We start from the raw sequence: 25,630 nt of genomic DNA on the forward strand, positions 1-25,630 counted from the left end.
CTATCACCGGCGCCTCCGGGGATCCGGTCACCAACCGGCCGGCCGACCGCGACGTCCCCGCGGACCGCGCGTTCGTCTGTGACGACTGCGGCCACCGCTGGTACTACGACCGACGGCGCTGTCCGGAGTGCGGCCACGGCGCCGAGTCGGCCGCGACGGTTCGACTCGAAACGGGGGCGGTCGTCGCGACGACGACGGTCGAGACCACGCCGCCGGACGTCCGCGCGCCGAACCACCTCGCGCTGGTCCGGTTCGACGAGGTCCAACTGATCGCGCAGGCCGCCGACGGCGACCTGTCTCCCGGCGATCGCGTTCGATTCGACGGCTCCCATCGGCTCCGCGAGAGACGGGACCGGACGGACCCGCGACTTGTCGCGGTCGACGACTCCTGACGAGGGGGACCGATTTCAACTGGAAACGCCGGCCGAAAAAGGCGACCCCGCGGTTACTCCGTCCGTTCCAGCGACTCGAAGATGAACTCGTCCATCGCCTTCCGGGCCTCCTCGGGCGCGTCCTCGTGGCCGAGCGAGATCCGCCGCCCGCGAGCGGCGTGGATGACGTCGGTCACCAGCTGGCCCATCCGCTCGGCGTCGACGTCGCGGAAGACGCCCTCCTCGATCCCCTCCTCGACGACCTCGACGATGCTGCCGCGGAGGCGGTCGTAGTGCTCGTTGAACACCTCGCGGTGGTCCCCGTCGTTTTGGGCCTGCGTGTACAGCTCGTGGTACACCTTCATCCGGTCCCAGTGGCTGAACTCCTCGAACTCGGGGCCGAACAGGCACTGGTCGACGCGGGCGCGGAGTTCCGTCCGCGGGTCCGCGTCCCCGTCGACGACCACGCTGCCCTCGTACTGGTCGATGATGTGTTCGAGGAACGAGGACATCAGGTCGTACTTCCCGTCGAAGTGGTAGTGGATCACCTGCCGCGTGAGGTCCATCTCCTCGCCGATGTCGCGCATCCGGAGATCCTTGTACCCGTGCTTGCTCAGCGCGCGGAACGTCGCCTCCATGATCACCTCCTTGGTGTCCTTGGAGGAGACCGCCTCGTCGCCGCCGTCGACGTTTTCGCTCGGGGACTCGGCGGACTCTTTCGCCGATCCGCCCTGTGATTCGCTCATACGGGTACTCTACGTGTGAGGTACATAATACGGTTGCCTCTCTCGACCTACGGTTGCCTCTCTTAGCCTACGGCTTCCTCCCCCGTTCTTTACCGTCCGGTAAAGTTTTAACCTCTTGGTCAAACCCTATTATCGAACATGACACAGACGATCGTGCGAAACGGGACCGTGGTCTCGCTCGACCCGGACGTGGGGGAGTTCGAGGAGGCCGACGTCCTGATCGAGGACGGGGAGATAATCGAGGTCGGCACCGGGCTTGCGGCGTCGAACGCGGAGGAGATCGACGCGTCCGGGAAGATCGTCGTCCCCGGCTTCGTCGACTCGCACATCCACCTCGCGCAGACGCAGGTACGCGGGATCGCCGGCGACTGGTCGCTCATGGGCGAGTACTTCGACCACATGCTCGGCAACATCACCGGGCTCTATCAGCCCGAGGACATGTATCTCGGCGGCCTCTACGGCGCCTTCGAGAAGCTCTACACCGGGACGACGACGGCGCTCGACTGGTCGTACCCCAACACGCTCGAACACGGCGAACGCGCCGTCGACGCGCTGCAGGACACCGGCCTGCGCGCCGTCTACACCTACGGTCCACCGGGCGACGACGCGGCGAAGTGGTGGTACGAGAGCGACGTCGGCCTCCCCGAGGCGAAGATCCGGAGCCTCCACGAGGAGAAGATCCGCGACGACGACCTGCTCAGCCTCGCGCTCGGACTCCGCGGCCCGGACTTCTGTACCGACGAGACCGCCCGGGAGGACCTCGAACTCGCCCGCGACCTCGGCGTCCTCTCGACGATCCACATGGGCGCGGCGCTGTGGCCGTCCTCGGAGTACGGCGACGACTACCAGGGCTTCGGCGCCATCGAGGACATGCTCGGCCCCGACGTCAACGTCGCCCACGGGAACCACTTCACGCAGGAGGACATCGACCACGCCGTCGAGCAGGGGGTCTCCTTCTCCTCGACGCCGGAGGTCGAGATGCAGATGGGGCACGGCATCCCAGTCACCGGGAAGGTGCTCGAAGCGGGCGGCCGCCCGGCGTGGGGCGTCGACGTCTGCTCGAACGTCAGCGGCGACATGGGGAGCCAGATGCGGATCGGGCTGCAGCTCCAGCGCATGTTCGACAACCAGGCGGTCTTGGAGGGCGACGAGGAGGTCACCGAGGTGAGCATCTCCGCGCGCGACACCTTAGAGATGGCCACGATCGAGGGCGCGAAGGCGCTCGGGCTCGACGACGAGATCGGAACGATCACGCCCGGCAAGCGCGCCGACCTCGTCCTGTTCGACGCCGACGACTTCATGACCGCCCCCAGCCACAACCCGGTCCAGACCGTCGTGTTCCAGACCGACCCCTCGCACATCGACACCGTCCTCGTCGACGGCGAGGTCGTCAAGCGCGACGGCGAGCTGACGAACCCGAAGGTCGACGAGGAGTTCGACCGCTTCGTCGCTTCCGGCGAGCGCCTCCTCGACGAGGCCGGGATCGACCTGTAACGTCACTGACCGACGACACCCACACTTCACATGCGAATCGGACAATACCGAACGACGGACGAACAGACACCGTGGCCCGGCGTCGCGACCGACGACGGCGTGGTCGACCTCGCCGAGGCCGGCGCCGCCGCCGGAATCCACGTGCCCGACCGAACCAGCGACCTCCTCGCCGACTGGGAGTGGCGCCGGAAGGCCGACCTCGCGGTCGAACACGCCGCGGAGACGGGGGTCGGCGTCCGCGACCCCGCCGACCTCCACCGCGCCGCCCCCGTCGACGACCCGCAGAAGGTCGTCTGCGTCGGGCTGAACTACCGCGACCACGCCGAGGAGGGCGACAACGAGATCCCGGACGAACCCGTCCTCTTCTCGAAGTTCCCCACCTCGGTCGTCGGCCCCGACGACGCGGTCCGGTGGGACCCCGAGTACACGGAGAAAGTCGACTACGAGGCCGAACTGGTCGCCGTGATCGGCGAGCGCGCCCGCCGCGTCGACCCCGAGGACGCCCTCGACCACGTCGCCGGCTTCACCGTCGGCAACGACGTCTCCGCGCGCGACCTCCAGCACGGCGACGGCCAGTGGGTCCGCGGGAAGAGCCTCGACACCTTCGCCCCGACCGGTCCCGACCTCGTCACGACCGACGAGGTGGGCGACCCTCACGATCTGGACATCTTCGCCGAGGTCAACGGCGAGCGGCTCCAGGAGTCGTCGACCGAGAACCTGATCTTCGGCGTCGACGAGCTGATCTCCTTCTGTAGTCAGGCGTTCACGCTCGAACCCGGCGATCTGGTGTTCACCGGCACGCCGCCCGGCGTCGGCGTCTACCGCGAGCCCCCCGTGCTGCTCGGCGACGGCGATTCGGTCACTATCGGCGTCGAGGGCGTCGGCGAACTCACGAACGCGTTCGAGACGGAGTAGAACATTCGGGTCGTCGGAGTTTATAAATAATCGCCGCGTGGCGCCCTCGTTGAAACCGTATTCTCCGGAACACTCGTACATCGCTAACTAACCTACAAGTGTCCACGTATCGTTACATCGCTGATGGAGGATCTGTACCTCTACACCGGCTCGTTTGCCGTAATCGGTACCTCAATCGGAGGGCCAGCGGTAGCGTCGGTCGTCGCTGGCGATCGCAGCATCCCGATACTGCTCATGGCGACCGGTGGGGTTGGAATGCTCGCCGTTGCCGGCTACGAATCGCTTCAAACCGACCCAGAGGAGTTTACTGCCCCTCCTCTCGTCCTTCTGGCGTTGGTCGGTGCCGCCTGTTTGACTCTTCTCGGAACGGTACTCTCTGCGGTGACCGGTTTTTAAGCGGCATCGACTGACCGGAACCGGAACGGTTTCTCTGCCGAGAATCTTAACGAAACCCGTATAGCGAATTCCTCTACAGCTCCGGCCGTTCATTTATAAATAGTTGATCACAGATCGGCGGTGAGTTCCTCCAAAGCCCCAGTCGCGAGGGTGCCGTACGCTCGCTGTCGTTCGAAAGGCGCAGTGCGCCTTTCGTGATGACGAGAGAGCTCCGCTCTCTCGAACCACGCGCTTCACTCGGTCGCTCACTGCGTTCGCTCCCTCGTTCCAGTGCTTGCGTCGTCATCAGAACGCTTCGCGTTCTGATTGGCTCACGAGAGCAAAGCTCTCGTGAACGCCTACGTCGCCCTCGCGACTGCCCCTTTGAGTCCCACCCCGTACCGCACAGCACCGCAGCCTCACACCTCCCCAGCCTCGCGGTTCGCTCAGGGCTCCCTGCGGTCGCCCCTCGCTCACCGCGTCCCTCGCGGACTGGCTCGCGGCCTCCGCTTCGCTCCGGCCGCTCGCAGGCGCAGCGAGGCGCGACGCGCCTCTGGCAGCCGCCGGCGACGCCACCGCCGGCTGTTTATAAGCGACCGTCGGAACCGCTGGCGACTATTTAAATACTGAATCGCTGCTACCGATCTGCGATACTCACTCCCGTTCTCGCTCGTCGCTATGTTCGTACAGATCGGAACCACTCGGAATACGCCACTTTTTGAGGACAACGTGCCTGAAACATCGAATTCTAACCGCGGCAGTCCGTCCTACTCGACCCAGTTCATCGGCAGAGTTTTGACACTGTTTCGTAATGGGAATTGTATGCCTAATAAGAAAGAGTCGATCTCGATAGAGCTGCGATATCCATTTCCGGAGGATCGGGTGTTTCGATACCAAGCGATGGAGGACGTTCTTGCGGTTCTCATCGATCAGCCATACGCGGCGTACTCGATGAGCGAACTCGCGGGTCTCACGGGAGCGAATCAGGGGACGATCTCGAAGGCGGTGAAGCTGCTTTCCGAGCTTGATGTCGTCGAAACGGCACGGGACGGTCGGACCCGGCAGGTCCGGATCAACCGCGAGCGGCTCACGAAACCGGATCCGATTCTCTCGATCCCGCAGAGCGAGTTCCACCACCCGGTCCGGGCCTTCCTCCAACGAGCCCAAGAGGAGCTGGACGGGGTAGTCGGTGTCGTCCTATTCGGCAGCGTCGCTCGGGGGGAAGCGGATAGGACCAGCGACATCGACCTACTGGTGGTCGTCGACGGGGACCGAACGGCCGCTCGTCGGACCGTCCAGTCGATCGTCAGCGACCTCGAGGACCGACGGTTCGAAGGGAACCGCTACACCTACCAGCCGCTCGTCGAATCGACGGACAGCGTCCGCCGAATCGGCGACGAGCTCCGTCCCCAGTTCGACGACGGCATCACGTTGGTCGATTCCGACCGCCTCTCAGAGCTCCGAACTGAGGTGTACAGCGATGAATGACGATATCCGGGATCGATTGGCGGAGGCCGAGCGGAGCTTCGAGGGCAGTCCCGGAACGATCGAGGAGGGTCTGGACGTCGACGACGCGGAGCTGGTCCAACTTCGCCGTGCCTGCCGGCTGTTGGAGGTCGGATCGAACCTCCTCGACCGGGGGTACTACACGGTCGTAATCGAGTCGGCGTTCGTCGCCATCGAGCGCACGATTCAGTTCCGGCTGATCTACGACGGAGCGATGTCGCCCTCGGAGGTCATCAGCAGCCACCGACGGCTCTACCAACGCGGGGCCGAGATCGGTCTCTACGACGACGCCTTCGGGGACGACCTCGCCGAGCTGTGGAACCGGAACCGAACGGAGACCTACTACAGGCTTGGAATAGCAACGAAGGAACAGGCCGAGGCAATGTCCGTGCTGGCCGGGGGTATCCACCGACACCTCGTCGACGTGACTCGGGTGTCACACGAGTGTCTCTGTCGGGGGTAGCTCCCTCGAACCGCAGTCCTCGTCGCTCTCTTCGTTCGCGACCCGCTCGCACGGTCGTCTCACGGCCGGCTCCCGGGCACACACCGAGGCGTGTCGCGCCTGTTAAAGACGACTCAGAGCCGCCGGCGATGCCACCGTACCGCGAACTCATTTAAATAGCCTACTCCGCCAGCCCGAACACGTCGCGCGGGTTCTCGTACACGACGGTCCGGATGTCCTCGACGTCGATCCCGTACCGGTACAGCTCGAATATCGCGCGCTTCACCGCGTACGGGTCCGTGCGCAGCACGTTCGCGGTGTCGGTGTCGATCATAATTCGCTCCGGCCCGTACTCGTCGATCGCGTTCGCCACGTCGGCGGCGTCGACGCCCACGAGCCACGAGTGGCCGATGGTGTAGCTCAGGTAGCAGTCCGTCTCGGTCATCAGGTACTCGGTGTTGTTCGCGTCCGCGTGCGAGGCGACCACGCGCTCCTCGTCGAGGCCGGCGTCGGCGGCCGCCTCCACGTCGCGCTTCACGGCCTCCAGCGCCGGGTTCTCGCCGTCGAGGACCGGGTCGGTGCCGAGGCCCGCGTTCTTCTCGTACCCGGGGGTCACGCCGAGGTCGTCGCGGTACTCCCGCTTCGCGTCGGGCGTCGTGTTCGGCGTGTGGAGCAGGACGGGGAGGTCGTGGTCGGCGGCAAGCTCCATCTGCGCCCCGACGACCGCCTGCTGTTCGTCGACGTCCCAGCGCTCGACGTGCTGGCTCGGGACGACGCCCGTCTCGCCGACCGCGACCACCTCGTCGAGCGCGCAGTAGTCGTCCATCGCGGCCAGCAGCTCGTCCGGGTCCTCGATCCGGACGCCGGTGTGGACGCCGAGGCTCAGCTTCGCCTCGAAGAAGTGGTTGCGCTCGATCGCCCGCCGGCGGTTGATCGCGTCGTCCCAGAGGAAGCGGATGTCGCTCGCCTCGACGGGCTTGTAGGGGGTCCAGTGATACCCCGACGACACCATCACCATCGACCGGCACCCCGACAGCGCGTACCGCTCCCGGTCCTCCCACGAGAGCGTGTGCGCGTGGTTGTGCGGGTCGATCCACGGCAGGTTCAGCAGCTCGGTCGGGAGGTCGGGTTCGGACTCGGACTCGTCGAGGTACGCGGCGTCCGTCGGGCGCGCGGTGGCCTGGGGCGCGGTCATGCCTCCACCGTCGTCCCCCGGCCACTTAGCGTTTTACAGATTGGTAAAACTTTATTGTCCCTCCGACTCACTCTCGGATATGACACTGTTGATCGGGACAGACTCTGGGCTGTACCGAGCCGACGACGTCCCCTTCGAGCGCGACGAGCTCGACCCCGTCCTCGACTGCGGGGTCGTCACGGCCGTGAAGTCGTGGGACCACACCGAGGGCGTCTTCGTCGCCGCCTCGACGGGCGCGTACCGCTCGCTCGACGGCGGCGAGACGTGGACCGACCTCGAGGTCCCCCTCGGCGACCGATTCTGGCACGCCGGGACCAGCGAGGTGTGGTCGATCCTCGCGACCGCGGACGGCGCGCTGTACGCCGGCACGAACGACCCCTACGTCTTCCGCTCGGTCGACGGCGGCGAGACGTGGACCGAGCAGAAGGGGTTCCGCGAGCTGCCTTCCCGCGGCCACTGGGAGTCGCCGATCGACCCCCACTACGCCCGATTGCGAGCGCTCGAAGCGGTCCCCGGTCGCCCCGATCACCTCATCGCGGGCGTCGAGGCCGGCGGGATCCACGTCAGCCGCGACGGCGGCCGCACGTGGTCGGACCACCGGGACGCCATCGTCGACGACGTCCACCAGATCCTCCCCATCTCGGAGGACGTCTGGCTGGTCACCACCGGCTACCTCGACCACAATCTGGAGAACCTCGGACTCGGCCACGCGGTCGGCGAGGGCGGCCTGTGGCGGACCACCGACGCCGGCGAGTCGTTCGAGCGGCTCGACGTCGGCAACGACTTCTCGTACATCCGCCGGGTGTTCGTCCACGACGGCCGGGTGATCTTCTGCGGCGGCGAGGAGGCGCCCCCGGCGTGGGTGAACGACGACCACGAGGTGGCCTTATTCGAGTCGACGAACTTCGGGCGCGACTTCGAGCGCGTCGAGTTCCCCGGCGAGCCCCACGAGATAATCGAGACGTGGGCTGTCCACGACGGCGACGCGGTCTGCGGCTCCGGCCTCTTCGACGTGCCCGACGAGCGCGACGACGTGACGGGCCGGATCATGCGCCGCCTCCCCGGCGAGGGAGACGAGGGCCCGACCTACGAGACGGTCGGCCGCGTCGACGCGAACGTCAGCCGGATCGAGGTGGTCTGAATGGCGGACGAGACTGATTCTCCCGACGAGTCGGACGCGGGCCGGGGTCGCGACGCGCCGTCGCTGCTCGGCCGCTCGCTGTACGGTGGCGTCCTCGCGTACATGGCCGTCGACGGCTTCAAGAACAACGACAAGCGGGTCTCCATCGCCGAGGAGAAGGGCGTCCCGATGCCGGACCTCCTCGTCCCGTTCGTCACCGGGATGCTGTTCGTCGCCAACCTCGGGATCGTCCTCTGGCGGCTCCCGCGGGCGGCCGCGGGCGCGCTCGTCGTCTTCTTCCTCGGGACGACGCCCGCGATCCACGACTTCTGGACGATGGAGGGGAAGGAGCGACACGGAAACAAGATCAACTTCCTGAAGAACCTCGCGCTGCTCGGCGGCGCCCTCGTCTTCCTCGACGCCGCGAGCGAGGACAACGAGGAGTAGCGCGGCCTCGACGTCCCGGAACGCTCGGGCGCGGGCCGCCCGCGGTTTCGTTTAATATTTGTGTAACTTCCTTCGTCCTCCGTCGATTTCGACCTCGTCCGCCGCCGAGCCCCCGGATCGGGATGTCTGACGCAGTTCTTAAGTGAGAGGGGCGTGGAGCCTACCGTAATTCCCCGAACGGGCGTCGAGCGTCGGATCGAACGGCGTCGCGGAAACGAACGCGGTGTTCGGGTAACCCACACGGACTGGAGGTCAGGATGGGACTGCTCACGAATCTCAGAGACAGCATATCGCGGGTCACGGACGGCCTGTTCGCGGCCGACGAGCCCAAGCGGATCGGGATCTACGGACCGCCGAACGCCGGTAAAACGACCCTCGCCAACCGGATCGCACGCGACTGGACGGGTGACGCCGTCGGCCCAGAGAGCCACATCCCCCACGAGACTCGCCGGGCCCGCCGGAAGGAGAACGTGGAGATCGAACGCAACGGGCGGACGGTCACCATCGACATCGTCGACACCCCCGGGGTGACGACGAAGGTCGACTACAAGGAGTTCCTCGACCACGACATGGAGAAGGACGACGCCGTCCGCCGGTCGCGCGAGGCGACCGAGGGCGTCGCGGAGGCGATGCACTGGCTCCGCGAGGACGTCGACGGCGTCATCTACGTGCTCGACTCCACCACGGACCCGTTCACGCAGGTGAACACGATGCTGATCGGGATCATCGAGTCGCAGGACCTTCCGGCGCTCATCCTCGCGAACAAGACGGACTTAGAGGGGTCGGACGTCCAGCAGATCGCGAACGCCTTCCCGCAGCACGAGACGATCCCGCTGTCGGCGCTGGAGGGCGACAACATGGACGAAGTGTACACCAAGATCGCGGAGTACTTCGGCTAATGGCCGGCCCGAAAGCCAACGTCGACGCCGACGACGCCGACGACGGCGACGACTCCGGTGACGGCGTCCGGATCGACATGATAAGCGGCGCGCGGATGGAGGGGCTCACGAGCATGGAGAAGATCCGGCTCATCCTCGACGGCGTCCGCGACGGCAACATCGTCATTCTCGAAGAGGGGCTCTCCCCGGACGAGGAGTCGAAGCTCATCGAGGTGACGATGACCGAGATCAGTCCCGACGACTTCACGGGCATCGAGATCGAGACGTACCCGAAGGCCGAGGCGGGCGATCAGAGCTTCCTCGACAAGCTGATGGGCCGCGAGTCGACCCAGAAGCTCACCGTCATCGGCCCGGCGAACCGCATCGAGACCCTCCACAAGGACGAGAACCTCATCAGCACGCTCGTCTCCCGCAAGTAGATGCCCCACCAGTGTACCTCCTGCGGCCGGACGTTCCCCGACGGCTCCAAGGAGATGCTGTCGGGCTGTCCCGACTGCGGCGGGAACAAGTTCCAGTTCAAGCCCGCGGGCGCGACGGGGGAGGCCGGAGCCGACGAGGGCGGCCGGGCGTCCGGGTCCCCCGCCGACGCGGCCGACCCCTCCCCGCCGACTCCCGAGGACCGGCCGGCGCCGACGCCGGACGACGGCGCCGCCGATCCGACGCCGAGCGACCCCTCGGACGCGACGCCGAGCGACGCCGCCGCGAGCGCCGACGCCCCGGCCGAATCCGACGGCACGGAGCAGATCGCGGACCGGAGCGACGAGGACACCGCGCAGGCGAGCGCCCGCTCCGAGGTGGTGTCGCCGGACGAGCTCGACCGAGCGAGCCGCGACGTTGAGCCCGCCGAGACGCCGCCGGCCGAGGAGAGGCCGGAGCCGGGAATCGACGCGCTCCGCGACGAGCTCAACGACCAGTTCGAGAGCATCCGCATCGTCAGCCCCGGCCAGTACGAGCTCAACCTGATGGAGCTGTACGACAGACAGGAGTACATCATCTCCCTCCAGGAGGACGGCCGCTACGTCATCGAGATGCCCGACGCGTGGGGCATTCAGGACGAGTGACGACCGACCGACACCTCCTGGCTCGGCGCCCCGCGTCCACTCGTTCCCGACACCGGCATCGTTGATCGCGCGTTTCGTTTCTCCCATCTGAGCGGCGTCGATCCGGTCGATCCGTCGATTCGGGCGACCCTTGTCGAAGAGGATACTGTTATCCGGCTTCCTCCGCTACGGAGTCGCATGTTTACCGATCGATTCCGCCGACCGGGCCGGGACTCCGGCCGCGGTCCGGGCCGCGCCGTCCCGCTCGCCCGCCGCCGACCGCACCCCGGACGCCGAGCGTCTCGGACTCCGGACGAGGTAGCCGCATGCGCGTAATCGCCAAGTTCGGCGGCACGAGCCTCGGGAGCGGCGACCGGATCGAGCGCGCGGCCGACTCCGTGGCGAGCGCGGTCGCGGCCGGCCACGAGATAGCGGTCGTCGCGAGCGCGATGGGGTCGACCACGGACGACCTCCTCGACGACATCACCTTCGAGACGGACGACGCCGACCGCGCCGAGATCGTCTCGATGGGCGAGCGCACCAGCGTCCGCATGCTGAAGGCCGCGCTGTCGGTCCGCGACGTCGAGGCCGTCTTCCTCGAACCCGGGCACCCCGACTGGCCGGTGATCACGGACGAGCGCGGCGAGGTCGACGTCGCGGAGACGAAGAAGCGCGCGCGGCAGATCGCCGCCGAAATGGACGGCGTCGTCCCGATCATCACCGGGTTCCTCGCGGAGGACCACGACGGCAACGTCACCACGCTCGGTCGCGGCGGGTCGGACACGACCGCGGTCATGCTCGGCAACTACATGGACGCCGACGAGGTCGTCATCGTCACCGACGTGGAGGGCGTGATGACGGGCGACCCGCGAGTCGTCGAGGGCGCGCGCAACGTCGGCCAGATCACCGTCGACGAGCTCCGCAACCTCTCCTTCCGCGGCGCCGAGGTGGTCGCGCCGTCCGCGCTCTCGTACAAGGACGAGGGCCTCGACGTCCGCGTCGTCCACTACCAGCACGGCGACCTGCTCCGGGGCGGCACCCGGATCGAGGGCGAGTTCGAGAGCCTGATCGACATGCGCGAGGAGCCGCTGGCGTGTCTCACCATCGCGGGCCGGGCGATCCGCAACCGGCCCGGGATCCTCTCAGAGCTGGCGAACGCGCTCCGCGCCGAGGAGATCAACATCGACGCGGTCGCCTCCGGGATGGACTCGGTCACCTTCTACGTCGACGTCGACGTCGCCGAGACCGCGGAGGCGCTGCTCCACGAGGCGGTCGTCACCGACGAGGCGCTCTCCTCCGTCACCGTCGCCGACCCCATCGCCGTGATCCGCGTCACGGGCGGCGAGCTCCCGAATCAGTCGGGCGTCATCCAGGACATCATCGCGCCCATCGCCGAGGCCGGCATCAACATCATCGACCTGATCACGAGCGCGACCTCCGTCGCGGTGTTCGTCGACTGGGACGACCGCGAGGAGGCGCTCGAAATCGTCCAAGACCGGTTCGACTGAGTCAAACGTCCCTGTTCGACGCTTAGACGGCCGAGTTCGACTCTGTCGAAATCCTTCATACCAGATAGGAAACGGCTGCCGAATACAGCGGGTGTAGTCATCGCGGGAACTAGGTTATTTACTCTATTTTGATCTTGAATCAGCCGATAGAATACGCGTGTGAATGTATTATGACAGTGTCCCCACTATTCTTAAGTTGGGATGAAAGATGCTATATCTGTCTTTGTGAGATACAACAGCAATATATGTAACAAAACGCCCATAACAATTGAGTAGGTGAAGTTTGCAATAGTTCCTGTTAAATAATAACTGGTGTCCCCAGTATCAATATCATCAGCCCTGACAATTGATTTAGCCGCAAATATCACTCCTAGAGCTGTATATGCTTGTATTAGCATGAGTGTGAGGATAAGAATATTCTCAAGTTTGCCAATTGCAGTTCCAGTATCCTTCTGATCATCATCTATTTCAACACCCGCGTACCGGAATACGTAGTTTACTACCCAAGTGCTAGAAAAATGTAATAAAATATACCATAATAGTATAAATATTATAAGTGAAATTTGGTGATTCAGAGCATGGATGAGTATTGAACCACCGTTGCCGGCCTCCTGGAATGATATCGAACTGTTCATAGTATTATTTTCTGGAAAGGCATTATCAATTTATCTGGTCATAATTTTCCAAGATTTTTGAGAGTCTACGTTCTACACCCAAAACCTGTTCAACATTTGATTTATTCAAATGGTAAGATACTGTTTGTGCCGAAATGTTGGCTTCCTCTGCTATTTCCGACTGACTCTTCGATTTATCGTATTGACGGACAACATCCATCGTCGTATCTCCCCATTCAGAACGTATGATTTCAAGTAGGTTTATTTGGTCAGACACCAGAGTGTCAATATATTCTGAGTTTCCGCTTAATTGAAACTTTAATTCATTATTTTCAAGCTCAAAAAGAACTATATCGGCTCTTGCAAAGGCTGGCCCGTCCATCTGAGAAATGTCCGATGCTCCTTTGTTCACATCGATTTTATCAGTGACCGCCGCCATTCTGAACTGTTCTGGATAGAGAGTTCTTGAGAAGATCTTCTGGATATCCGCAATTGGTTTGACCGAGTTGAGAACAGCTCCAAACTCATCAATTCCTTTGAGTACGTCAAACTCGGCCCGCATACTGTCTTGATATCTCTGATTAGCCTCTGAAATTGCGGTATCCAACCTCTCTCTGAACGCTTCTCTGTCCTCTATTTTCTGTGAATCTACTACATCCGCGAGCACGACGCAGTACTGTTTTGTCACGTTCTGATTCATTCAATCATTCTCTTTGAAACTGCCTTTCTAAGATGTTTCCTTTGATTCTGGCCCTTCCACATATATAAATCTGGGTGGTAAATTGGCTTTGAGATAATGTTATTTCTATGAATGGTCCAATACTTTATACTTCTGAGCGCGGTTAGATATTCCTTCCACATCCACTCTCCACAACTTTCTTTTTATATAACCACGAAAGTGTTGTATACACTCTCTGTGTTGACCGATCCGGAACAGTTGAATCCTTACGCGGTTCCGTGCGAGACTCACGCGCTCTATTCAGCAGACCCTTGAATCCGGATTTTATCCGTCTCCGGCCCTCAGCCGCCTTCTTCGGGGTCGAACCGGTACCGCGTCGTCGGCGCGCCCTCGATCCGCGGTCCCGAGCCGACCCCCGCGAACCCGACGGCCTCGGCCGCGTCGATCGCGGTCCCGTCGGTCGGGAGGACGGCCTCGACCGTCATCCCCTCCCGGGTCGCGAACCGCACCGGCTCCTCGAACAGGCGCTCGACCGCGTCGGGGTCGCCCTCGACGTTCGTCACGTGGACGGTCCCGTCGCGCACGTCGAACGCGACGAACCCCGCGACCGCGTCGACCGGGGTGTCGGCCTCGTCGTCGGCGCTCCGACCAGCCGGTTTCGCCCCGTCGCCCGCGGGGTCGCGCCCGGTCGACTCGGCCGTCACCGCGACCCGGACCGACCGGTCGTGGATCATGTTCCGGACGACGCCTTCGGGTCGGCCGGTCATCGATCCCAGGGCCGCGGCGTCGGCCTCGACCGCGTCACGAACTCGCATACCTCCGCACTCTCGCCGGGCGACATAAAATCGCCGCACGCTCGCCGCGACCGGATGATTTTAACGACCGGCGGACGCAGGAACGCGCATGTCCAAATCAACGAAGATCGTGGTCGGAACGGTCGGCGTCTCGGCCGTCCTCTCGGTGCTCATCGTCCTCTCGTACGTCCTCGCCTGATGTTCTCGTCCCGGTCGCTCGACGACGACCTCGCGGCGGTCCGCGACCGCTACGCGCCGGGGTCGCCCGTCCTCGACGTCGAGTCCGACTTCGAGACGCTCCCGCCGGCCGCCGCGGAGGACCTCGGCCTCTTCGTCGACGCGCTCGACCCCGCGTCGTACCCCGCCGACTGGCTTCCCGAAGCGGTACCCGACCTGCTCCGGAAGCACGCCGGGACGCCGTTCACCGTCGGGCTCCCCGGCGACGGGACGGTCGTCCGGACGACCCAGACCGACCCCCAGGCCGTCCTCGTCAAGCGGCGCGCGGAGGGGACCCCCGACGACTTCCTCGCGTTCCTGATCGCCGAGCGGCTGGTCCAGATCGACTGCGAGCCGGCTTCGGGGGCCGTCAACGGCAGTAATTCTTCCGACCTCCCCGAGTCGTTCCTCCCCTTCTTCGGCGAGCGCTACCGCGACCTCGACGCCGCGATCCGCCGTCCCGACCCGGAGACGGGCGAGTCGACCACCGGGTTCGGCCCGACCGACGTCTTCCAGGTCGCGAACGCGCTGTTCGACGCGTGGGTCGGGCTCCACACGCGCGACGAGTTCACCTCGTGGGAGGGGGAGTACCCCCGCCTCTACGACGCGTGGGTCGACGCCGGCGAGCGGCTCTCCGGCCGGCTGGGCGACCTCTCGGGCGAGGTCGCGCGCGGAGGGACCGACTTCCCGAGCGCGACGGAGTACGCCTGCTCGGCGGTGAAACACGACCTCGACCTCCCGGCGCCGTACGGCGCGCTCGACACGACCGCCTACCGGGAGCGCGGGGCGGACTACGCGGTGGCGTGGGCGGAGAAGACGTTCGCGGCGCTCGTCGACGAGGAGGAGTGACGAGCCCCCCGGAGCGAAAGCGGGGCGCCCGCGGCGAAGCCGCCGCTCAGACGTCGACGACGACGTTGCCTTCGCCGTCGAGGTCGATGACGCCGTCGAACAGCTCGCGGAACCGGTCGAGCGTCGCGACCTCGTGGACCTCCTCGGAGAGGTGGAAGATCCCGACCGCGTCGTGCTCGTCGAGGAGGTCGAGGATCTCGGCGGCGGCCTCGTACACCGCGTCGTCGTCGGCGTAGTACGCCATCTCGGTGAGCGAGTCGACGGAGACGCGGCGCTTCCCCTCGTTCTCGGTGAGGAACCGCTCCACGCGGTCGACGACGCCGTCGAGGTCGTCCGGCGCGGAGACGTAGTAGACCTCGTCGGACGTGCGCCGCGAGTAGCCGCGCTCGACGGAGAGCGTGTCGAGGATGGTCGCCTTCGTCTCGTCGACGTCGTAGTACTCCAGCTTCTGCTCGACCTCGCGCGCGGTGGTCCGCGTCGAGACGACGAGGAAGGCGTCGGTGTCGGTTTTTAAGAAGTCGGTGTCGATCCGGTCCGTCTCGCCGATGCTCGGGTGGACGAGGAGGAGTCCGGTCCCGCCCGGTATCGTCTCCGGCCCGTTCTCGACGGCGAGGGAGTAGTCCATGGGATCGGAACTCGCCGGACCGACTTAACGGTGCGGGCCGGAGCCGTCCGAGACCGTCGGACGCGGCCGGGCCGCCCGCGTCGCGGTCGGCCGGTGTCGTGTGCGCCAGCCACTCACACCCCACCGTTTCGTTTGGAGATTCCGACACGCACGGGACCGCTCCCTCGACGCCGGCTCCGACGCGGCGGTCGGTTTTTTTGCCCCGCCCGCCGTCGGTGCGTTCGATGCCCGGGCACGACACCGCGCGCGACGTCTATCGGCAGGCGCTCCCGGTTATCGCCGTCAGCCTGATCGCCGGGCTGTTCGCGGGGACGATACTCGCCTCCGAGACGATGCGCGCGAACATCGCGGAGGTCCCCGGACTTCTCCTGCTGCTGCCCGCGTTCCTCGCCACCCGTGGCGGGGTGTACGGCTCGCTCGGCGCCCGGCTCTCCACCGGGCTCCACCAGGGGCTCATCGAGCCGCGGTTCCGCCCGGACCGCCGGCTCACGAACGCGGTCGTCGCCTCCTTCCTCAACGGGATGACCGTCTCCGTGTTCATCGCGGTCGTCACCTACCTCACGCTCGTCCTCTTCGGCGACGGCGGGAGTCTCTTCCAGCTGGTCGGCGTGATGGTCGTCGCCGGCTTCCTCTCGGCGGTGCTGATGATCTCCGTGCTCATCTCGGTCATCTTCGTCGGCTACCGCCGCGGACTCGACCCTGACAACGTCATCGGGCCGGTCGTCACGACCCTCGGCGACGTGTTCGGGGTGTTCTTCCTCCTCGTCGGAGTGGCCGTCGTGGGGGCCGTCTCGTGACCGAGCCCCGGTCGACCCCCGTCGACGAGTGGTCGATACGGCGGATCGTCCGGACGATGATCCCGCTCTTGGCCGCGCTGTCGGTGCTCCAGCTCGTCTCCGGGACCGTGTTAGAGACCTACGAGGCGGTCCTGCTGCGGTATCCAGCCCTCCTGGTCCTCGTGCCGGTCCAGATCGGGACGGCCGGCAACCTCGCGTCGATCACCTGCTCGCGGCTCACGACCCAGCTGTACCTCGGGACCTACGAGCTCAGCCCGTCGAACCCCGCGCTCCGGGCGAACGCGGGCGCGGTGTTCGCGCTCGCCGCGACCGTCTTCGGCGCGGTCGGCGTCGCCGCGTGGGCGATCGGGCTCGCGCTCGGCGGGTCGCTCGCGCTCGGCCGAGTGCTGCTGATCTCGCTGGCCTCCGGGCTGGCGCTCGCGGTCCTCGTCGTCGTCGCCAGCGTCGCCGCCGTCGAGGTCTCCTACCGCGTCGGGCTCAACCCCGACGACACGACGATCCCCGTGGTGACGAACCTCTGTGACGTCGCCGGGGTGTTGATCCTCTTCGCGGTGGTCTCGGTCGTGCTGTGAGTCGGGTCCCGGTCGAACCGCGGGCCGATCAGAACACGCTGTCGGCGGTCGCGGCGCCGACGACGCTGAACACCGCGCCGACGGCGACGGCCTTCGCGGTCGTCGCCACCACTTCGCCGTCGCCGATTCCCCCCTCGACGAGGAACGTGTGGGGCGCGTCGAAGATCAGCGCGAGCAGGAGGACGGAGCCGAACGCGACCGTCATCAGCGAGACGAACCGGGTCGGAACCCCAACCAGGTCCGGCTCCTCGTCGACGTCGCGGCCGGTGTCGGCCCGGTACAGCGCGGCGTACCCGATCAGCGCCACGAGCCCGGCGGTCACGGCGGCCTGGATCCAGTTCATCCCCGCGGCGAGCTCCCACACCTCCGCGGTGACGACGAACGGCCCCGCGAGCAGGAAGCCGCCGACCGACTGCTGGGCCATGTCGGCCACCCGGAAATTCGGGCGGCGGAGCGCTCGCGGTCGCTTCATACCCCCTAGCGGAACGGGAGCCGGTAAAACACCGCCGCTTTTCACCGCTCTCCCCGTTCGGCCGGTATGAGCGTCCGCGAGGAGTTCGACGAGTGGGCGGCGAGCGGGAAGGACCGCGGGATGGAGGACCGCCACTGGCACACCGCGAAACACGTCTTGGCGCGGATGCCGGTCGAGGACGGCGACGCCGTCCTCGATCTGGGAACCGGCTCGGGCTACGCGCTCCGCGCGCTCCGCGAGCGCGGCATCGGCCGCGGCTACGGCCTCGACGGCGCGCCCGAGATGGCGAACAACGCCCGCGGGTACACTGACGACGGCGCGGTCGGGTTCCTGGTCGGCGACTTCGACGAACTTCCCTTCGCCGACGACGCCCTCGACCACGTCTTCTCGATGGAGGCCTTTTATTATGCGAGCGATCCTGTCCACACGCTCGAAGAGGTTCGTCGGGTGCTGAAGCCGGGCGGGACGTTCTACTGCGCCGTCAACTACTTCGAGGAGAGCGAGACGTCCCACGCGTGGCAGGAGAACATCTCGGTCGAGATGACGCTGTGGTCGCGCGACGAGTACCGCGAGGCGTTCCGCGAGGCCGGGCTGTACGTCGCCGAGCAGGACGCGATCCCGGACCGCGAGACCGAGATTCCGGAGGCTTCGGAGTTTCCGACCGAGGGCTATGAGACGCGCGAGGCGATGGTCGACCGCTACCGCACGTGGGGGACGCTGTTGACGGTCGGCGTGGCACCTTGATCCGGGTTTATAAATGGGCGGCGGCGGCGCGGTAATTGCCTCCAAAAACTGCGTAGTCTATTTATAAATAGCCGATCGCAGTTCGGCGGCGATCACCTCCAAAGCCCCAGCCGTTTACTTATAAATAGTTGACCGCGGATCGCTGGAGAGTGCCTCCAAAGCCCCAGCCGTGAGGAGGACGCACGCTCGTTGCGCGCTTCAGTCGCTCACTTCGTTCGCTCCTTCCAGTGCTTACGTCGCCTGCGCCCTCCTCACGGCTGCCCCTTCGAGTCCCGCCCCGCACAGCGACCGCACCTCACGCCTCCCCAGCCTCGTCAGTCGCCTCCGCTTCGCTCCGGCGACTGACTCCCTCGCGCGGTGCTGCTCGGCCGCGGGGCGGCCTCGCAGGCACGCGCCACCGCGGATCTACTTATAAATAACCGTCGCCGTCGGCGGTCGCGGTCGTGCCTCCCGTCGCCCATCATCGCGCGGTTCCGACGGTTTAAATCGCGTGGGGGTCCAGACTCCGGTAATGGAACCGAGTTCGCTCTCCGGGCTCCCCGCGGGCGTCGGCGAGGCGCTCGAAGCGGAGGGCGTCGCGGAGCTGTACCCGCCCCAGCAGGCGGCGGTCGAGGCTGGCGTCGTCGACGGCGAGAGCCTCGTCGCGGCCGTGCCGACCGCGTCGGGGAAGACGCTGATCGCGGAGCTGGCGATGCTCTCCTCGATCGAGCGCGGCGGGAAGGCCTTATATATCGTTCCGCTGCGCGCGCTCGCCAGCGAGAAGAAGGCCGAGTTCGAGCGCTGGGAGGAGTTCGGCGTCACGGTCGGCGTCTCGACCGGCAACTACGACTCCGACGGCGAGTGGCTCGCGAGCCGCGACATCATCGTCGCCACCTCGGAGAAGGTGGACTCGCTGATCCGCAACGGCGCGCCGTGGATCGACGACCTCACCTGCGTCGTCAGCGACGAGGTCCACCTCGTCGACGACTCCCACCGCGGCCCTACCCTCGAAGTCACCCTCGCGAAGCTCCGGAAGGTGAACCCCGGCCTCCAGACGGTCGCGCTCTCCGCGACCGTCGGTAACGCCGACGTCATCGCCGACTGGCTCGACGCCGAGCTCGTCGAGTCCGACTGGCGCCCCATCGAGCTCCGGACGGGCGTCCACTTCGGCAACGCGATCGAGTTCGACGACGGGAGCCGGCGCGAGGTGCCGGTCGAGCGCGGCGAGGACCAAACCGCGCGGCTCGTCGCGGACGCCTTGGACACCGAGGAGGACGGGCAGGGCGGCTCCTCGCTCGTGTTCGTCAACTCCCGGCGCAACGCCGAGTCGTCGGCCCGCAAGCTCACGGACGTGACCGGCCCGCGGCTCACCGACGACGAGCGCGACCGCCTCCGCGAGCTGGCCGAGGAGATCCGCGGCGTCTCCGACACCGACACCTCGGAGGACCTCGCGGACGCCGTCGAGCAGGGGTCGGCGTTCCACCACGCCGGCCTCGCGAGCGAACACCGGAGCCTGGTCGAGGACGCGTTCCGCGACCGCCTGATCAAGTGCGTCTCCGCGACGCCGACGCTCGCGGCCGGCGTCAACACCCCCGCCCGCCGGGTGATCGTCCGCGACTGGCGCCGCTACGACGGCGAGTTCGGCGGGATGCAACCCCTCGACGTCCTCGAAGTCCACCAGATGTGCGGCCGCGCGGGCCGCCCCGGGCTCGACCCCTACGGCGAGGCGGTGCTGCTCGCGAACAGCGCCGACACCCGCGAGGAGCTGTTCGACCGGTACGTCTGGGCCGACCCCGAGCCGGTCCGCTCGAAGCTGGCGGCCGAGCCCGCGCTCCGGACGCACGTCCTCGCGACGGTCGCCTCGGGGTTCGCGGCCACCCGAGACGGGCTGCTCTCCTTCCTCGATAACACCCTCTACGCGACCCAGACCGACGACGAGGGGCGCCTCGCCGCGGTCACCGACACCGTCCTCGACTACCTCGAAGTCAACGGCTTCGTCGACCGCGACCGCGACGGCGGGAGCGAGGGCCTCGCCGCGACCGGCATCGGCCACACCGTCTCGCGGCTCTACCTCGACCCGATGAGCGCGGCCGAGATCCTCGACGGCCTGCGGACCGTGGCGGACGGCGACGACGAGGACGCCGCCGGCGACTTCGTCCCCGCCGACGGTGCCGGCGCGGACGCCGACCCCGACGCGGGCGCCGACGAAGCCGGGTTCACGACGTACACGCGGGCGGACGACGAGGCGGACGGCAACGCGGACGCCGAGGCGGCGGCGGACTCGGACGCCGACGACGGCCCCACCGTCACCCCGCTCGGCCTCTATCACCTCGTCAGCCGGACCCCCGACACCTACGAGCTGTACCTGAAGTCCGGCGACCGCGAGGAGTACACCGAGGTCTGCTACGAGCGCGAGGCGGAGTTCCTCGGCGACGTGCCCTCCGAGTACGAGGACGTGCGCTTCGAGGACTGGCTCGCCGCGCTGAAGACGGGGCGCCTCTTAGAAGACTGGGCGAACGAGGTCGACGAAGACCGGATCGCGGAGCGCTACGGCGTCGGACCGGGCGACATCCGCGGGAAGGTCGACACCGCCGAGTGGCTCCTCCGCGCCGCCGAGACGCTCGCCCGCGACGTCGAGGGGATCGACGGCGACGTCGTCGTTCAGGTCCGCGAGGCTCGCAAGCGGCTGGAGTACGGCGTCCGCGAGGAGCTGCTCGACCTCGCCGGCGTCCGCAACGTCGGCCGCAAGCGCGCCCGCCGCCTCTTCGAGGCCGGCATCGAGAGCCGCGCCGACCTCCGGGAGGCCGACAAGGCGGTCGTGCTGGGCGCGCTCCGCGGCCGCGAGCGCACTGCGGAGCGTATCTTGGAGAACGCCGGCCGCGAGGACCCGTCCCTCGACGGCGTCGATCCGGACCGCTCGGCGAGCGCGGCGGCGACCGCGGGCGCTGACGCCGACGGCGACGGCGACGGGCAGGCGAGTCTGGGTGATTTCGGATGACTGACCCGGCTGTCGACGTCGACAGTGAGCCGGCGCCCGACGCCGACGGCGAGCCGGCGCCCGACCCCGCGGTCCGCCTCGTCCGCGGCACCTTCGCGATCGCCGACCTCGACGCGTTCCTCGCCGATCTCGACGAAATCGCCGTGGAGACCGGCGCGATCGTCCAGGCGTTCGACGCCGGCCTCGTCGTCTCCGCGACGCAGCTCCGCGAGGCGGCGCGGCTCGCCGCGCGGTCGATCGCCCGCGGCGAGGCGGTCGCGCGCGACCCCGGCGTCGAGGTCCTCCTGTACGCCGCCGGTCGCCGGCAGATCGACCGGGCGCTCGAACTCGGCGTCTCGGAGGGCGAGCGCGCCGCGGTCGTCCTCGTCGCGGACTTCGGCGAGGTCCCCGGCGCCGACCGACCGACCGCGGACCTCGACGGCGCGGTCGAGGCGGTTCGGGAACTCGCCGCCGGCTCGACCGAAATCACCGACGGAGCCGACCTCGGGACCGCGTTCGACGAGGACCGCGTCCGGGAGTTCTACGGCGTCACCGACCGCGAACTCGCCGCCACGAACGGCGACCTCATCGACGTCGTCCGCGAGCGCGTCGCGCTGCTCGACGTCGAGAAGTGACCGCGGGTTCGGGACCGATGTCTGCCACCCCTTCGTTTCGACTGGAGACCGAGAGACGGGGTCGCCGCTCGGTTCCAAGCGAAGCGAAAACGAGAGAAGTAGTCCATCCTGGATTCGAACCAGGGTCGTTGCCCCCAGAAGGCAACAGGATTGGCCACTACCCCAATGGACTGCGCACTTATCGGTAGCCAGTACGTCTTTGTAAGCGTTGCGCGTTGCGGCCGCCGTGCGATCGGTTGACGCTCCCGCGTGCGACGGTCTCCCCGTCGCGGGGTCGCCGTTCGCCTCGCGCCGCCTGCGGATCGCGTTCGTGGGTATATCGACGCGTTTTACACGACCCAATCCGCACGAAGCTGTATGTACGTCGGACGATTCGTCGTCGTCGCGCCCGGAATCGGCGGCTACCGCGTCTCCTCGCGCTCGTTCCCGAACCGCCGCGTCCGCGACCGCGGCGAGACGCTCACCGTCGGCCCGACGCCGGACGCGCCCGGGACCGACAACCCCTACGTCTCCTACAACTGCGCGCGGGCGGTCGAGACGCCGACCGAGGAGCCGCTGGCGGCCCTCGGCAACGGCTCGCACGTCGACCCGATCGCGGAGAAGCTGGAGCGCGGCTACCCCGCCCGCGACGCGCTCGCGTCGGCGCTGCTCGCGCTCGACTTCGAGAAGGACGACTACGACACGCCCCGCGTCGCCGGCGTCGTCGGCGTCGACGCGGCGGCGATCGGCACCGTCCGCCGCGACGCGCTGCTCGTCAGGACCGTCGACGAGCCAACCGTCGTCGCCACCTACGAGACGAACGCGCCCGAGCCGTACGACCTGACGGCGACCGACGCACCGTCGGTCGCGACGGAACTGCTCGGCGCCGACCTCGAACACCCGGTCTGCGCCGCGGGCGCGACCGTCGACGACGGCGGCGTCTCGCTGGCGTTCGACAACGGCGACGACTGACCGGCCGCGCTCCCGCGGGCGACCGGTCCGACTCGGCGACCGCGGAGGCGGGACCGCCGCCCGCCTTTCCGGCTCCCGACGCCTTTTGCCTCCCCCGTCCGAGTGAGTCCTATGGAACCGATCACCGCCGCCGACTACCACGACATCGCGGTCCCGTCCGACCCCCGGATCTCGCCGGACGGCGACCGCGTCGCCTTCGTGCGCCGACAGCCGACCGACGACGAGGAGTACGAGACGACCGTCTACCTCGTCGACGCCGACGGTGAGGGCGACCCGCGCCGACTCACCATCCCGGAGGGGTCCGACGCCGAGCCGCGCTGGAGCCCCTCCGGCGACCGGCTCGCGTTCACCTCCACCCGCGGCGCGGCCGACGACCGTCAGCAGCTGTGGGTCCTCCCGGTCGCCGGCGGCGAGGCCCGCCGCGTCACCGACGTCGTCGGCGGCGTCTCGCGGATCGCGTGGTCCCCGGACGGCGAGCGGATCGCGTTCGTCCAGTCCGTGACCGCGGACGACCGCGAGGCCGACCGCGACCTCGCCGTCCCGGACGGCTACGAGCCCGAGGAGCACCCCGACCCGCGCGTCGTCGACCGAACCGTCTACCGCTCCGCCGAGCGGTACTTCGACGGCCGGCGCCCCGGCGTGTACGTCGTCGACGCGGACGCGAGCGTCGGCGGCGTCACCGACCCTGACCCGGCCGAGTCGGGGGCGGTCGAACGCGTCACCGACCGCGACGCCGACTTCGCCGGCCCGTCGTGGGGCGACGCCGACACGCTGTACTACACCGAGGCGGTCGGCGACGACCCCGACGACTCCGTGGAGATCGCGATCTGGGCCCACGACTTGGCGGCCGACGAGGCCGAGCGCGTCCACACCACGACCGGCTGGGGCGCGGACCTCGCGGCGACCGCGGACGGCCGGGTCGCGTTCACGCACGCGGAGCCGGAGCAGGTGTCGATGCAGCCGACGGACCTCCGCGTCCTCGACGCCGACTCGGGCGCGGTCACCGACCTCACCGGCGGCATCGACCGCGGGCTCGGCCGCGACGTGACGCCGGGGTGGGGGCCCGACGAGGAGACGATCTACTTCGCGACGCCCGACGAGGGGAAGACGGCGCTGTGGCACGTCCCCGCGGACGGGAGCGCCGACCCCGAACGCCTGATCCGACCGGGCACCGTCTCTGGCGCGACCGTCGGCGGCGAGGCCGGCGCCGGCCCCGAGTCGGTCACCGTCGCGTACGCCGCGAGCGAGTGGGACCACCCGGGCGACGCGTTCGCCTACGACGCCGCGGCCGACGAGACGACCCGCCTGACCGAGCTGAACGCCGACTACCTCGCCGAGCGGGCGGTCGGCGAGCCCGAGGAACTCCGGTTCGAGTCGGACGGGGTGGAGATCCAGGGGTGGCTGTTGACGCCGCCGGCAGGTTCGGGCGACGGGGACGCGGCCGCCGGCGACGGCGCCGACGAGCCGTACCCGCTCGCGGTCGAGATCCACGGCGGCCCGCACGCGATGTGGTCGACTGCGGGGACGATGTGGCACGAGTTCCAGACGCTCGCGGCCCGCGGCTACGCGGTCTTCTGGTCGAACCCCCGCGGCTCGACCGGCTACGGCGAGGCGTTCACGCAGGCCATCGAGCGCGACTGGGGCGCGGTCACCCTCGACGACGTGATGGCGGGCGTCGAGACCGTCGCCGACCGCCCGGAGGTCGACGCCGACAACGCCTTCGTCACCGGGGGCTCCTTCGGCGGGTTCATGGCCTCGTGGACGGTCGGGCAGACCGACTACTTCCGGGCGGCGGTCGCCCAGCGCGGCGTCTACGACCTCACCGGCTTCTACGGCTCGACCGACGCCGCCTACAAGCTCGTCGAGGGCGACTTCGACACGGTCCCCTCCGAGGAGCCCGGGTGGCTCTGGGAGCAGTCGCCGACCGGCCACGCCGACGCGGTCGACACGCCCACGCTCCTCGTCCACTCCGAGGACGACACGCGGACGCCGATCTGTACAGCGGAGCTGTACCACCGGATCCTCCGGAAGAACGGCGTCGACACGCGGTTCGTCAGGTACCCCCGCGAGGGCCACGAACTCTCTCGGTCCGGCGAGCCCGGGCACGTCGTCGACCGCATCGAGCGCATCGCCCGCTGGTTCGACGGCTACTCCGACCACCACGACGCCGAGCGCGCGCTCGACCGCCCCGACGACGACGGGCTGACCGCGGGCGCGGACGGAGAGGAGGCGGAAGAGTAAGGGAAAGCGAACTCAGCGCTCGTCCGGTTCGAACGCGTCGATGGCGTCGTGGACGTCGCCGACCCACTCGTCGAGGGCGTCGTGGAGCCGGCGCTTGGCCTCCGGGACCGGAATCGCGGTGTACTGGTAGACGTAGCCGCCGGAGTCGAGCAGCCGCCGCCGGCGCTCGACGAGCCCCTTCTCGCGGAGCGTCGACAGCGACCGGTTCACGTTCGACCGGTCCCGGTCGAGCGCGTCGGCCAGCTCCGAGACGGTGCTGCCCGGGTACTCGAGCAGTTCGAGGTACGCGCGGCTCTCGTGGTCGCGCACGCCGAAGACGCAGGAGAGGACGTGCTCGAAGGAAGGGGAGGTGTCGCCGACGAGGTCCTCGATCTCGGGATCGCTCATGCGACCCGGTTCGCGCGCGGCGAGGTTAAATGTCGGTTTC

The 25,630-nt window shown here is 67.5% G+C and carries 29 protein-coding genes and 1 tRNA gene; 21 read left to right on the forward strand and 9 right to left on the reverse strand.

Annotated elements, in window-relative coordinates; all coding sequences use genetic code 11:
• The first annotated feature begins 2 nt into the window (after positions 1 to 2).
• Positions 3 to 392, forward strand: a complete 390-nt coding sequence (locus AC4NMM_RS11105) for a PhlB family protein (protein ID WP_491924301.1) — start codon at positions 3 to 5, stop codon at positions 390 to 392.
• Between the two features lie 53 nt (positions 393 to 445).
• Here AC4NMM_RS11105 and AC4NMM_RS11110 read toward each other — a convergent pair whose 3' ends face one another.
• The gene (locus tag AC4NMM_RS11110; protein WP_491924276.1) at positions 446 to 1,117 is read right to left on the reverse strand and encodes a TetR/AcrR family transcriptional regulator; all 672 of its coding nucleotides are present in this window, start codon (positions 1,115 to 1,117) and stop codon (positions 446 to 448) included.
• Positions 1,118 to 1,255: 138 nt separating this feature from the next.
• Here AC4NMM_RS11110 and AC4NMM_RS11115 point away from each other — a divergent pair, with 138 nt between their 5' ends.
• From AC4NMM_RS11115 to AC4NMM_RS11135, 5 genes are all read left to right on the forward strand, one after another.
• Entirely contained in the window at positions 1,256 to 2,611 is a 1,356-nt protein-coding gene (locus AC4NMM_RS11115; protein WP_491924277.1) for an amidohydrolase family protein, read from the forward strand.
• 30 nt (positions 2,612 to 2,641) lie between these two features.
• On the forward strand, positions 2,642 to 3,526 hold the full coding sequence (locus tag AC4NMM_RS11120; RefSeq protein ID WP_491924278.1) for a fumarylacetoacetate hydrolase family protein: 885 nt from the start codon (positions 2,642 to 2,644) through the stop codon (positions 3,524 to 3,526).
• A gap of 123 nt (positions 3,527 to 3,649) precedes the next feature.
• Positions 3,650 to 3,922: a hypothetical protein gene (locus AC4NMM_RS11125; protein ID WP_491924279.1), complete on the forward strand. Its 273-nt coding sequence runs from the start codon at positions 3,650 to 3,652 to the stop codon at positions 3,920 to 3,922.
• A gap of 657 nt (positions 3,923 to 4,579) precedes the next feature.
• Positions 4,580 to 5,389, forward strand: coding sequence for a nucleotidyltransferase domain-containing protein (locus AC4NMM_RS11130; protein WP_231899158.1), 810 nt, complete (start codon positions 4,580 to 4,582; stop codon positions 5,387 to 5,389).
• Positions 5,382 to 5,870 carry a DUF8154 family protein gene (locus AC4NMM_RS11135; RefSeq protein WP_491924280.1) on the forward strand — a complete coding sequence of 163 codons (489 nt, stop codon included), beginning with the start codon at positions 5,382 to 5,384 and terminating at the stop codon, positions 5,868 to 5,870. Before AC4NMM_RS11130 ends, AC4NMM_RS11135 begins: the two co-directional genes overlap by 8 nt.
• A 160-nt stretch (positions 5,871 to 6,030) precedes the next feature.
• Here the strand turns inward: AC4NMM_RS11135 and AC4NMM_RS11140 are convergent, their stop codons facing one another.
• Positions 6,031 to 7,044 carry a TatD family hydrolase gene (locus AC4NMM_RS11140; RefSeq protein WP_491924281.1) on the reverse strand — a complete coding sequence of 338 codons (1,014 nt, stop codon included), beginning with the start codon at positions 7,042 to 7,044 and terminating at the stop codon, positions 6,031 to 6,033.
• 79 nt (positions 7,045 to 7,123) lie between these two features.
• Here AC4NMM_RS11140 and AC4NMM_RS11145 point away from each other — a divergent pair, with 79 nt between their 5' ends.
• The 6 genes from AC4NMM_RS11145 (at position 7,124) to AC4NMM_RS11170 (ending at position 12,058) form a co-directional block, all read left to right on the forward strand.
• Positions 7,124 to 8,185: a beta propeller repeat protein gene (locus tag AC4NMM_RS11145; RefSeq protein WP_096394225.1), complete on the forward strand. Its 1,062-nt coding sequence runs from the start codon at positions 7,124 to 7,126 to the stop codon at positions 8,183 to 8,185.
• A complete protein-coding gene (locus tag AC4NMM_RS11150; protein WP_491924282.1) occupies positions 8,186 to 8,611 on the forward strand; it encodes a DoxX family protein in 426 nt (141 codons plus the stop codon).
• 257 nt (positions 8,612 to 8,868) lie between these two features.
• Positions 8,869 to 9,510: an Era-like GTP-binding protein gene (locus AC4NMM_RS11155; RefSeq protein WP_017343511.1), complete on the forward strand. Its 642-nt coding sequence runs from the start codon at positions 8,869 to 8,871 to the stop codon at positions 9,508 to 9,510.
• On the forward strand, positions 9,510 to 9,929 hold the full coding sequence (locus AC4NMM_RS11160; RefSeq protein WP_491924283.1) for a DUF2073 domain-containing protein: 420 nt from the start codon (positions 9,510 to 9,512) through the stop codon (positions 9,927 to 9,929). Before AC4NMM_RS11155 ends, AC4NMM_RS11160 begins: the two co-directional genes overlap by 1 nt.
• Positions 9,930 to 10,571 (forward strand): OapC/ArvC family zinc-ribbon domain-containing protein, encoded by a 642-nt coding sequence (locus AC4NMM_RS11165; protein WP_491924284.1) that lies wholly within the window; start codon positions 9,930 to 9,932, stop codon positions 10,569 to 10,571. It abuts the gene before it with no gap.
• A gap of 305 nt (positions 10,572 to 10,876) precedes the next feature.
• A complete protein-coding gene (locus AC4NMM_RS11170; RefSeq protein WP_491924285.1) occupies positions 10,877 to 12,058 on the forward strand; it encodes an aspartate kinase in 1,182 nt (393 codons plus the stop codon).
• Positions 12,059 to 12,249: 191 nt separating this feature from the next.
• On the opposite strand, the gene AC4NMM_RS11175 is transcribed toward AC4NMM_RS11170, so the two are convergent.
• The 3 genes from AC4NMM_RS11175 to AC4NMM_RS11185 all read right to left on the reverse strand — a co-directional run bounded on the left by AC4NMM_RS11175 (position 12,250) and on the right by AC4NMM_RS11185 (position 14,166).
• Positions 12,250 to 12,693, reverse strand: coding sequence for a hypothetical protein (locus AC4NMM_RS11175; protein WP_157745941.1), 444 nt, complete (start codon positions 12,691 to 12,693; stop codon positions 12,250 to 12,252).
• Between the two features lie 25 nt (positions 12,694 to 12,718).
• Complete coding sequence (locus AC4NMM_RS11180; protein ID WP_096394230.1) at positions 12,719 to 13,372, reverse strand: SatD family protein; 654 nt, start codon at positions 13,370 to 13,372, stop codon at positions 12,719 to 12,721.
• Between the two features lie 320 nt (positions 13,373 to 13,692).
• A complete protein-coding gene (locus tag AC4NMM_RS11185; RefSeq protein WP_096394231.1) occupies positions 13,693 to 14,166 on the reverse strand; it encodes a hypothetical protein in 474 nt (157 codons plus the stop codon).
• 88 nt (positions 14,167 to 14,254) lie between these two features.
• Here AC4NMM_RS11185 and AC4NMM_RS11190 point away from each other — a divergent pair, with 88 nt between their 5' ends.
• Complete coding sequence (locus tag AC4NMM_RS11190) at positions 14,255 to 14,344, forward strand: hypothetical protein (protein ID WP_463605020.1); 90 nt, start codon at positions 14,255 to 14,257, stop codon at positions 14,342 to 14,344.
• Complete coding sequence (locus AC4NMM_RS11195; protein ID WP_096394232.1) at positions 14,344 to 15,210, forward strand: DUF7089 family protein; 867 nt, start codon at positions 14,344 to 14,346, stop codon at positions 15,208 to 15,210. Before AC4NMM_RS11190 ends, AC4NMM_RS11195 begins: the two co-directional genes overlap by 1 nt.
• A 46-nt stretch (positions 15,211 to 15,256) precedes the next feature.
• On the opposite strand, the gene AC4NMM_RS11200 is transcribed toward AC4NMM_RS11195, so the two are convergent.
• Positions 15,257 to 15,835 carry a DUF7090 family protein gene (locus AC4NMM_RS11200; protein ID WP_096394233.1) on the reverse strand — a complete coding sequence of 193 codons (579 nt, stop codon included), beginning with the start codon at positions 15,833 to 15,835 and terminating at the stop codon, positions 15,257 to 15,259.
• 224 nt (positions 15,836 to 16,059) lie between these two features.
• Here AC4NMM_RS11200 and AC4NMM_RS11205 point away from each other — a divergent pair, with 224 nt between their 5' ends.
• Together AC4NMM_RS11205 and AC4NMM_RS11210 are read left to right on the forward strand one after the other, a co-directional pair.
• Positions 16,060 to 16,632, forward strand: coding sequence for a magnesium transporter (locus tag AC4NMM_RS11205; protein WP_096394234.1), 573 nt, complete (start codon positions 16,060 to 16,062; stop codon positions 16,630 to 16,632).
• The gene (locus tag AC4NMM_RS11210; protein ID WP_096394235.1) at positions 16,629 to 17,204 is read left to right on the forward strand and encodes a magnesium transporter; all 576 of its coding nucleotides are present in this window, start codon (positions 16,629 to 16,631) and stop codon (positions 17,202 to 17,204) included. Before AC4NMM_RS11205 ends, AC4NMM_RS11210 begins: the two co-directional genes overlap by 4 nt.
• A gap of 28 nt (positions 17,205 to 17,232) precedes the next feature.
• Here the strand turns inward: AC4NMM_RS11210 and AC4NMM_RS11215 are convergent, their stop codons facing one another.
• A complete protein-coding gene (locus AC4NMM_RS11215; protein WP_491924286.1) occupies positions 17,233 to 17,676 on the reverse strand; it encodes a DUF2391 domain-containing protein in 444 nt (147 codons plus the stop codon).
• Positions 17,677 to 17,742: 66 nt separating this feature from the next.
• On the opposite strand from AC4NMM_RS11215, the gene AC4NMM_RS11220 reads away from it, so the two are divergent.
• The 3 genes from AC4NMM_RS11220 to cgi121 all read left to right on the forward strand — a co-directional run bounded on the left by AC4NMM_RS11220 (position 17,743) and on the right by cgi121 (position 22,011).
• Positions 17,743 to 18,420, forward strand: a complete 678-nt coding sequence (locus tag AC4NMM_RS11220) for a class I SAM-dependent methyltransferase (RefSeq protein WP_096394237.1) — start codon at positions 17,743 to 17,745, stop codon at positions 18,418 to 18,420.
• 511 nt (positions 18,421 to 18,931) lie between these two features.
• Positions 18,932 to 21,397 (forward strand): ATP-dependent DNA helicase, encoded by a 2,466-nt coding sequence (locus AC4NMM_RS11225; protein WP_491924287.1) that lies wholly within the window; start codon positions 18,932 to 18,934, stop codon positions 21,395 to 21,397.
• A complete protein-coding gene (gene cgi121, locus AC4NMM_RS11230) occupies positions 21,394 to 22,011 on the forward strand; it encodes a KEOPS complex subunit Cgi121 (protein ID WP_491924288.1) in 618 nt (205 codons plus the stop codon). Before AC4NMM_RS11225 ends, cgi121 begins: the two co-directional genes overlap by 4 nt.
• Positions 22,012 to 22,110: 99 nt before the next feature.
• On the opposite strand, the gene AC4NMM_RS11235 is transcribed toward cgi121, so the two are convergent.
• Positions 22,111 to 22,183 (reverse strand) — tRNA-Gln (locus AC4NMM_RS11235).
• Positions 22,184 to 22,368: 185 nt separating this feature from the next.
• Between AC4NMM_RS11235 and AC4NMM_RS11240 the strand changes: the two genes are divergently transcribed.
• Both AC4NMM_RS11240 and AC4NMM_RS11245 read left to right on the forward strand, forming a co-directional pair.
• Positions 22,369 to 22,962, forward strand: coding sequence for an IMP cyclohydrolase (locus AC4NMM_RS11240; RefSeq protein ID WP_491924289.1), 594 nt, complete (start codon positions 22,369 to 22,371; stop codon positions 22,960 to 22,962).
• Positions 22,963 to 23,073: 111 nt separating this feature from the next.
• The gene (locus AC4NMM_RS11245; RefSeq protein ID WP_491924290.1) at positions 23,074 to 25,203 is read left to right on the forward strand and encodes an alpha/beta hydrolase family protein; all 2,130 of its coding nucleotides are present in this window, start codon (positions 23,074 to 23,076) and stop codon (positions 25,201 to 25,203) included.
• A 12-nt stretch (positions 25,204 to 25,215) separates the two neighbouring features.
• Here the strand turns inward: AC4NMM_RS11245 and AC4NMM_RS11250 are convergent, their stop codons facing one another.
• Positions 25,216 to 25,590: a helix-turn-helix domain-containing protein gene (locus tag AC4NMM_RS11250; protein ID WP_491924291.1), complete on the reverse strand. Its 375-nt coding sequence runs from the start codon at positions 25,588 to 25,590 to the stop codon at positions 25,216 to 25,218.
• Positions 25,591 to 25,630 lie beyond the last annotated feature (40 nt).

This window comes from Halorubrum sp. SD41 (assembly GCF_058630335.1).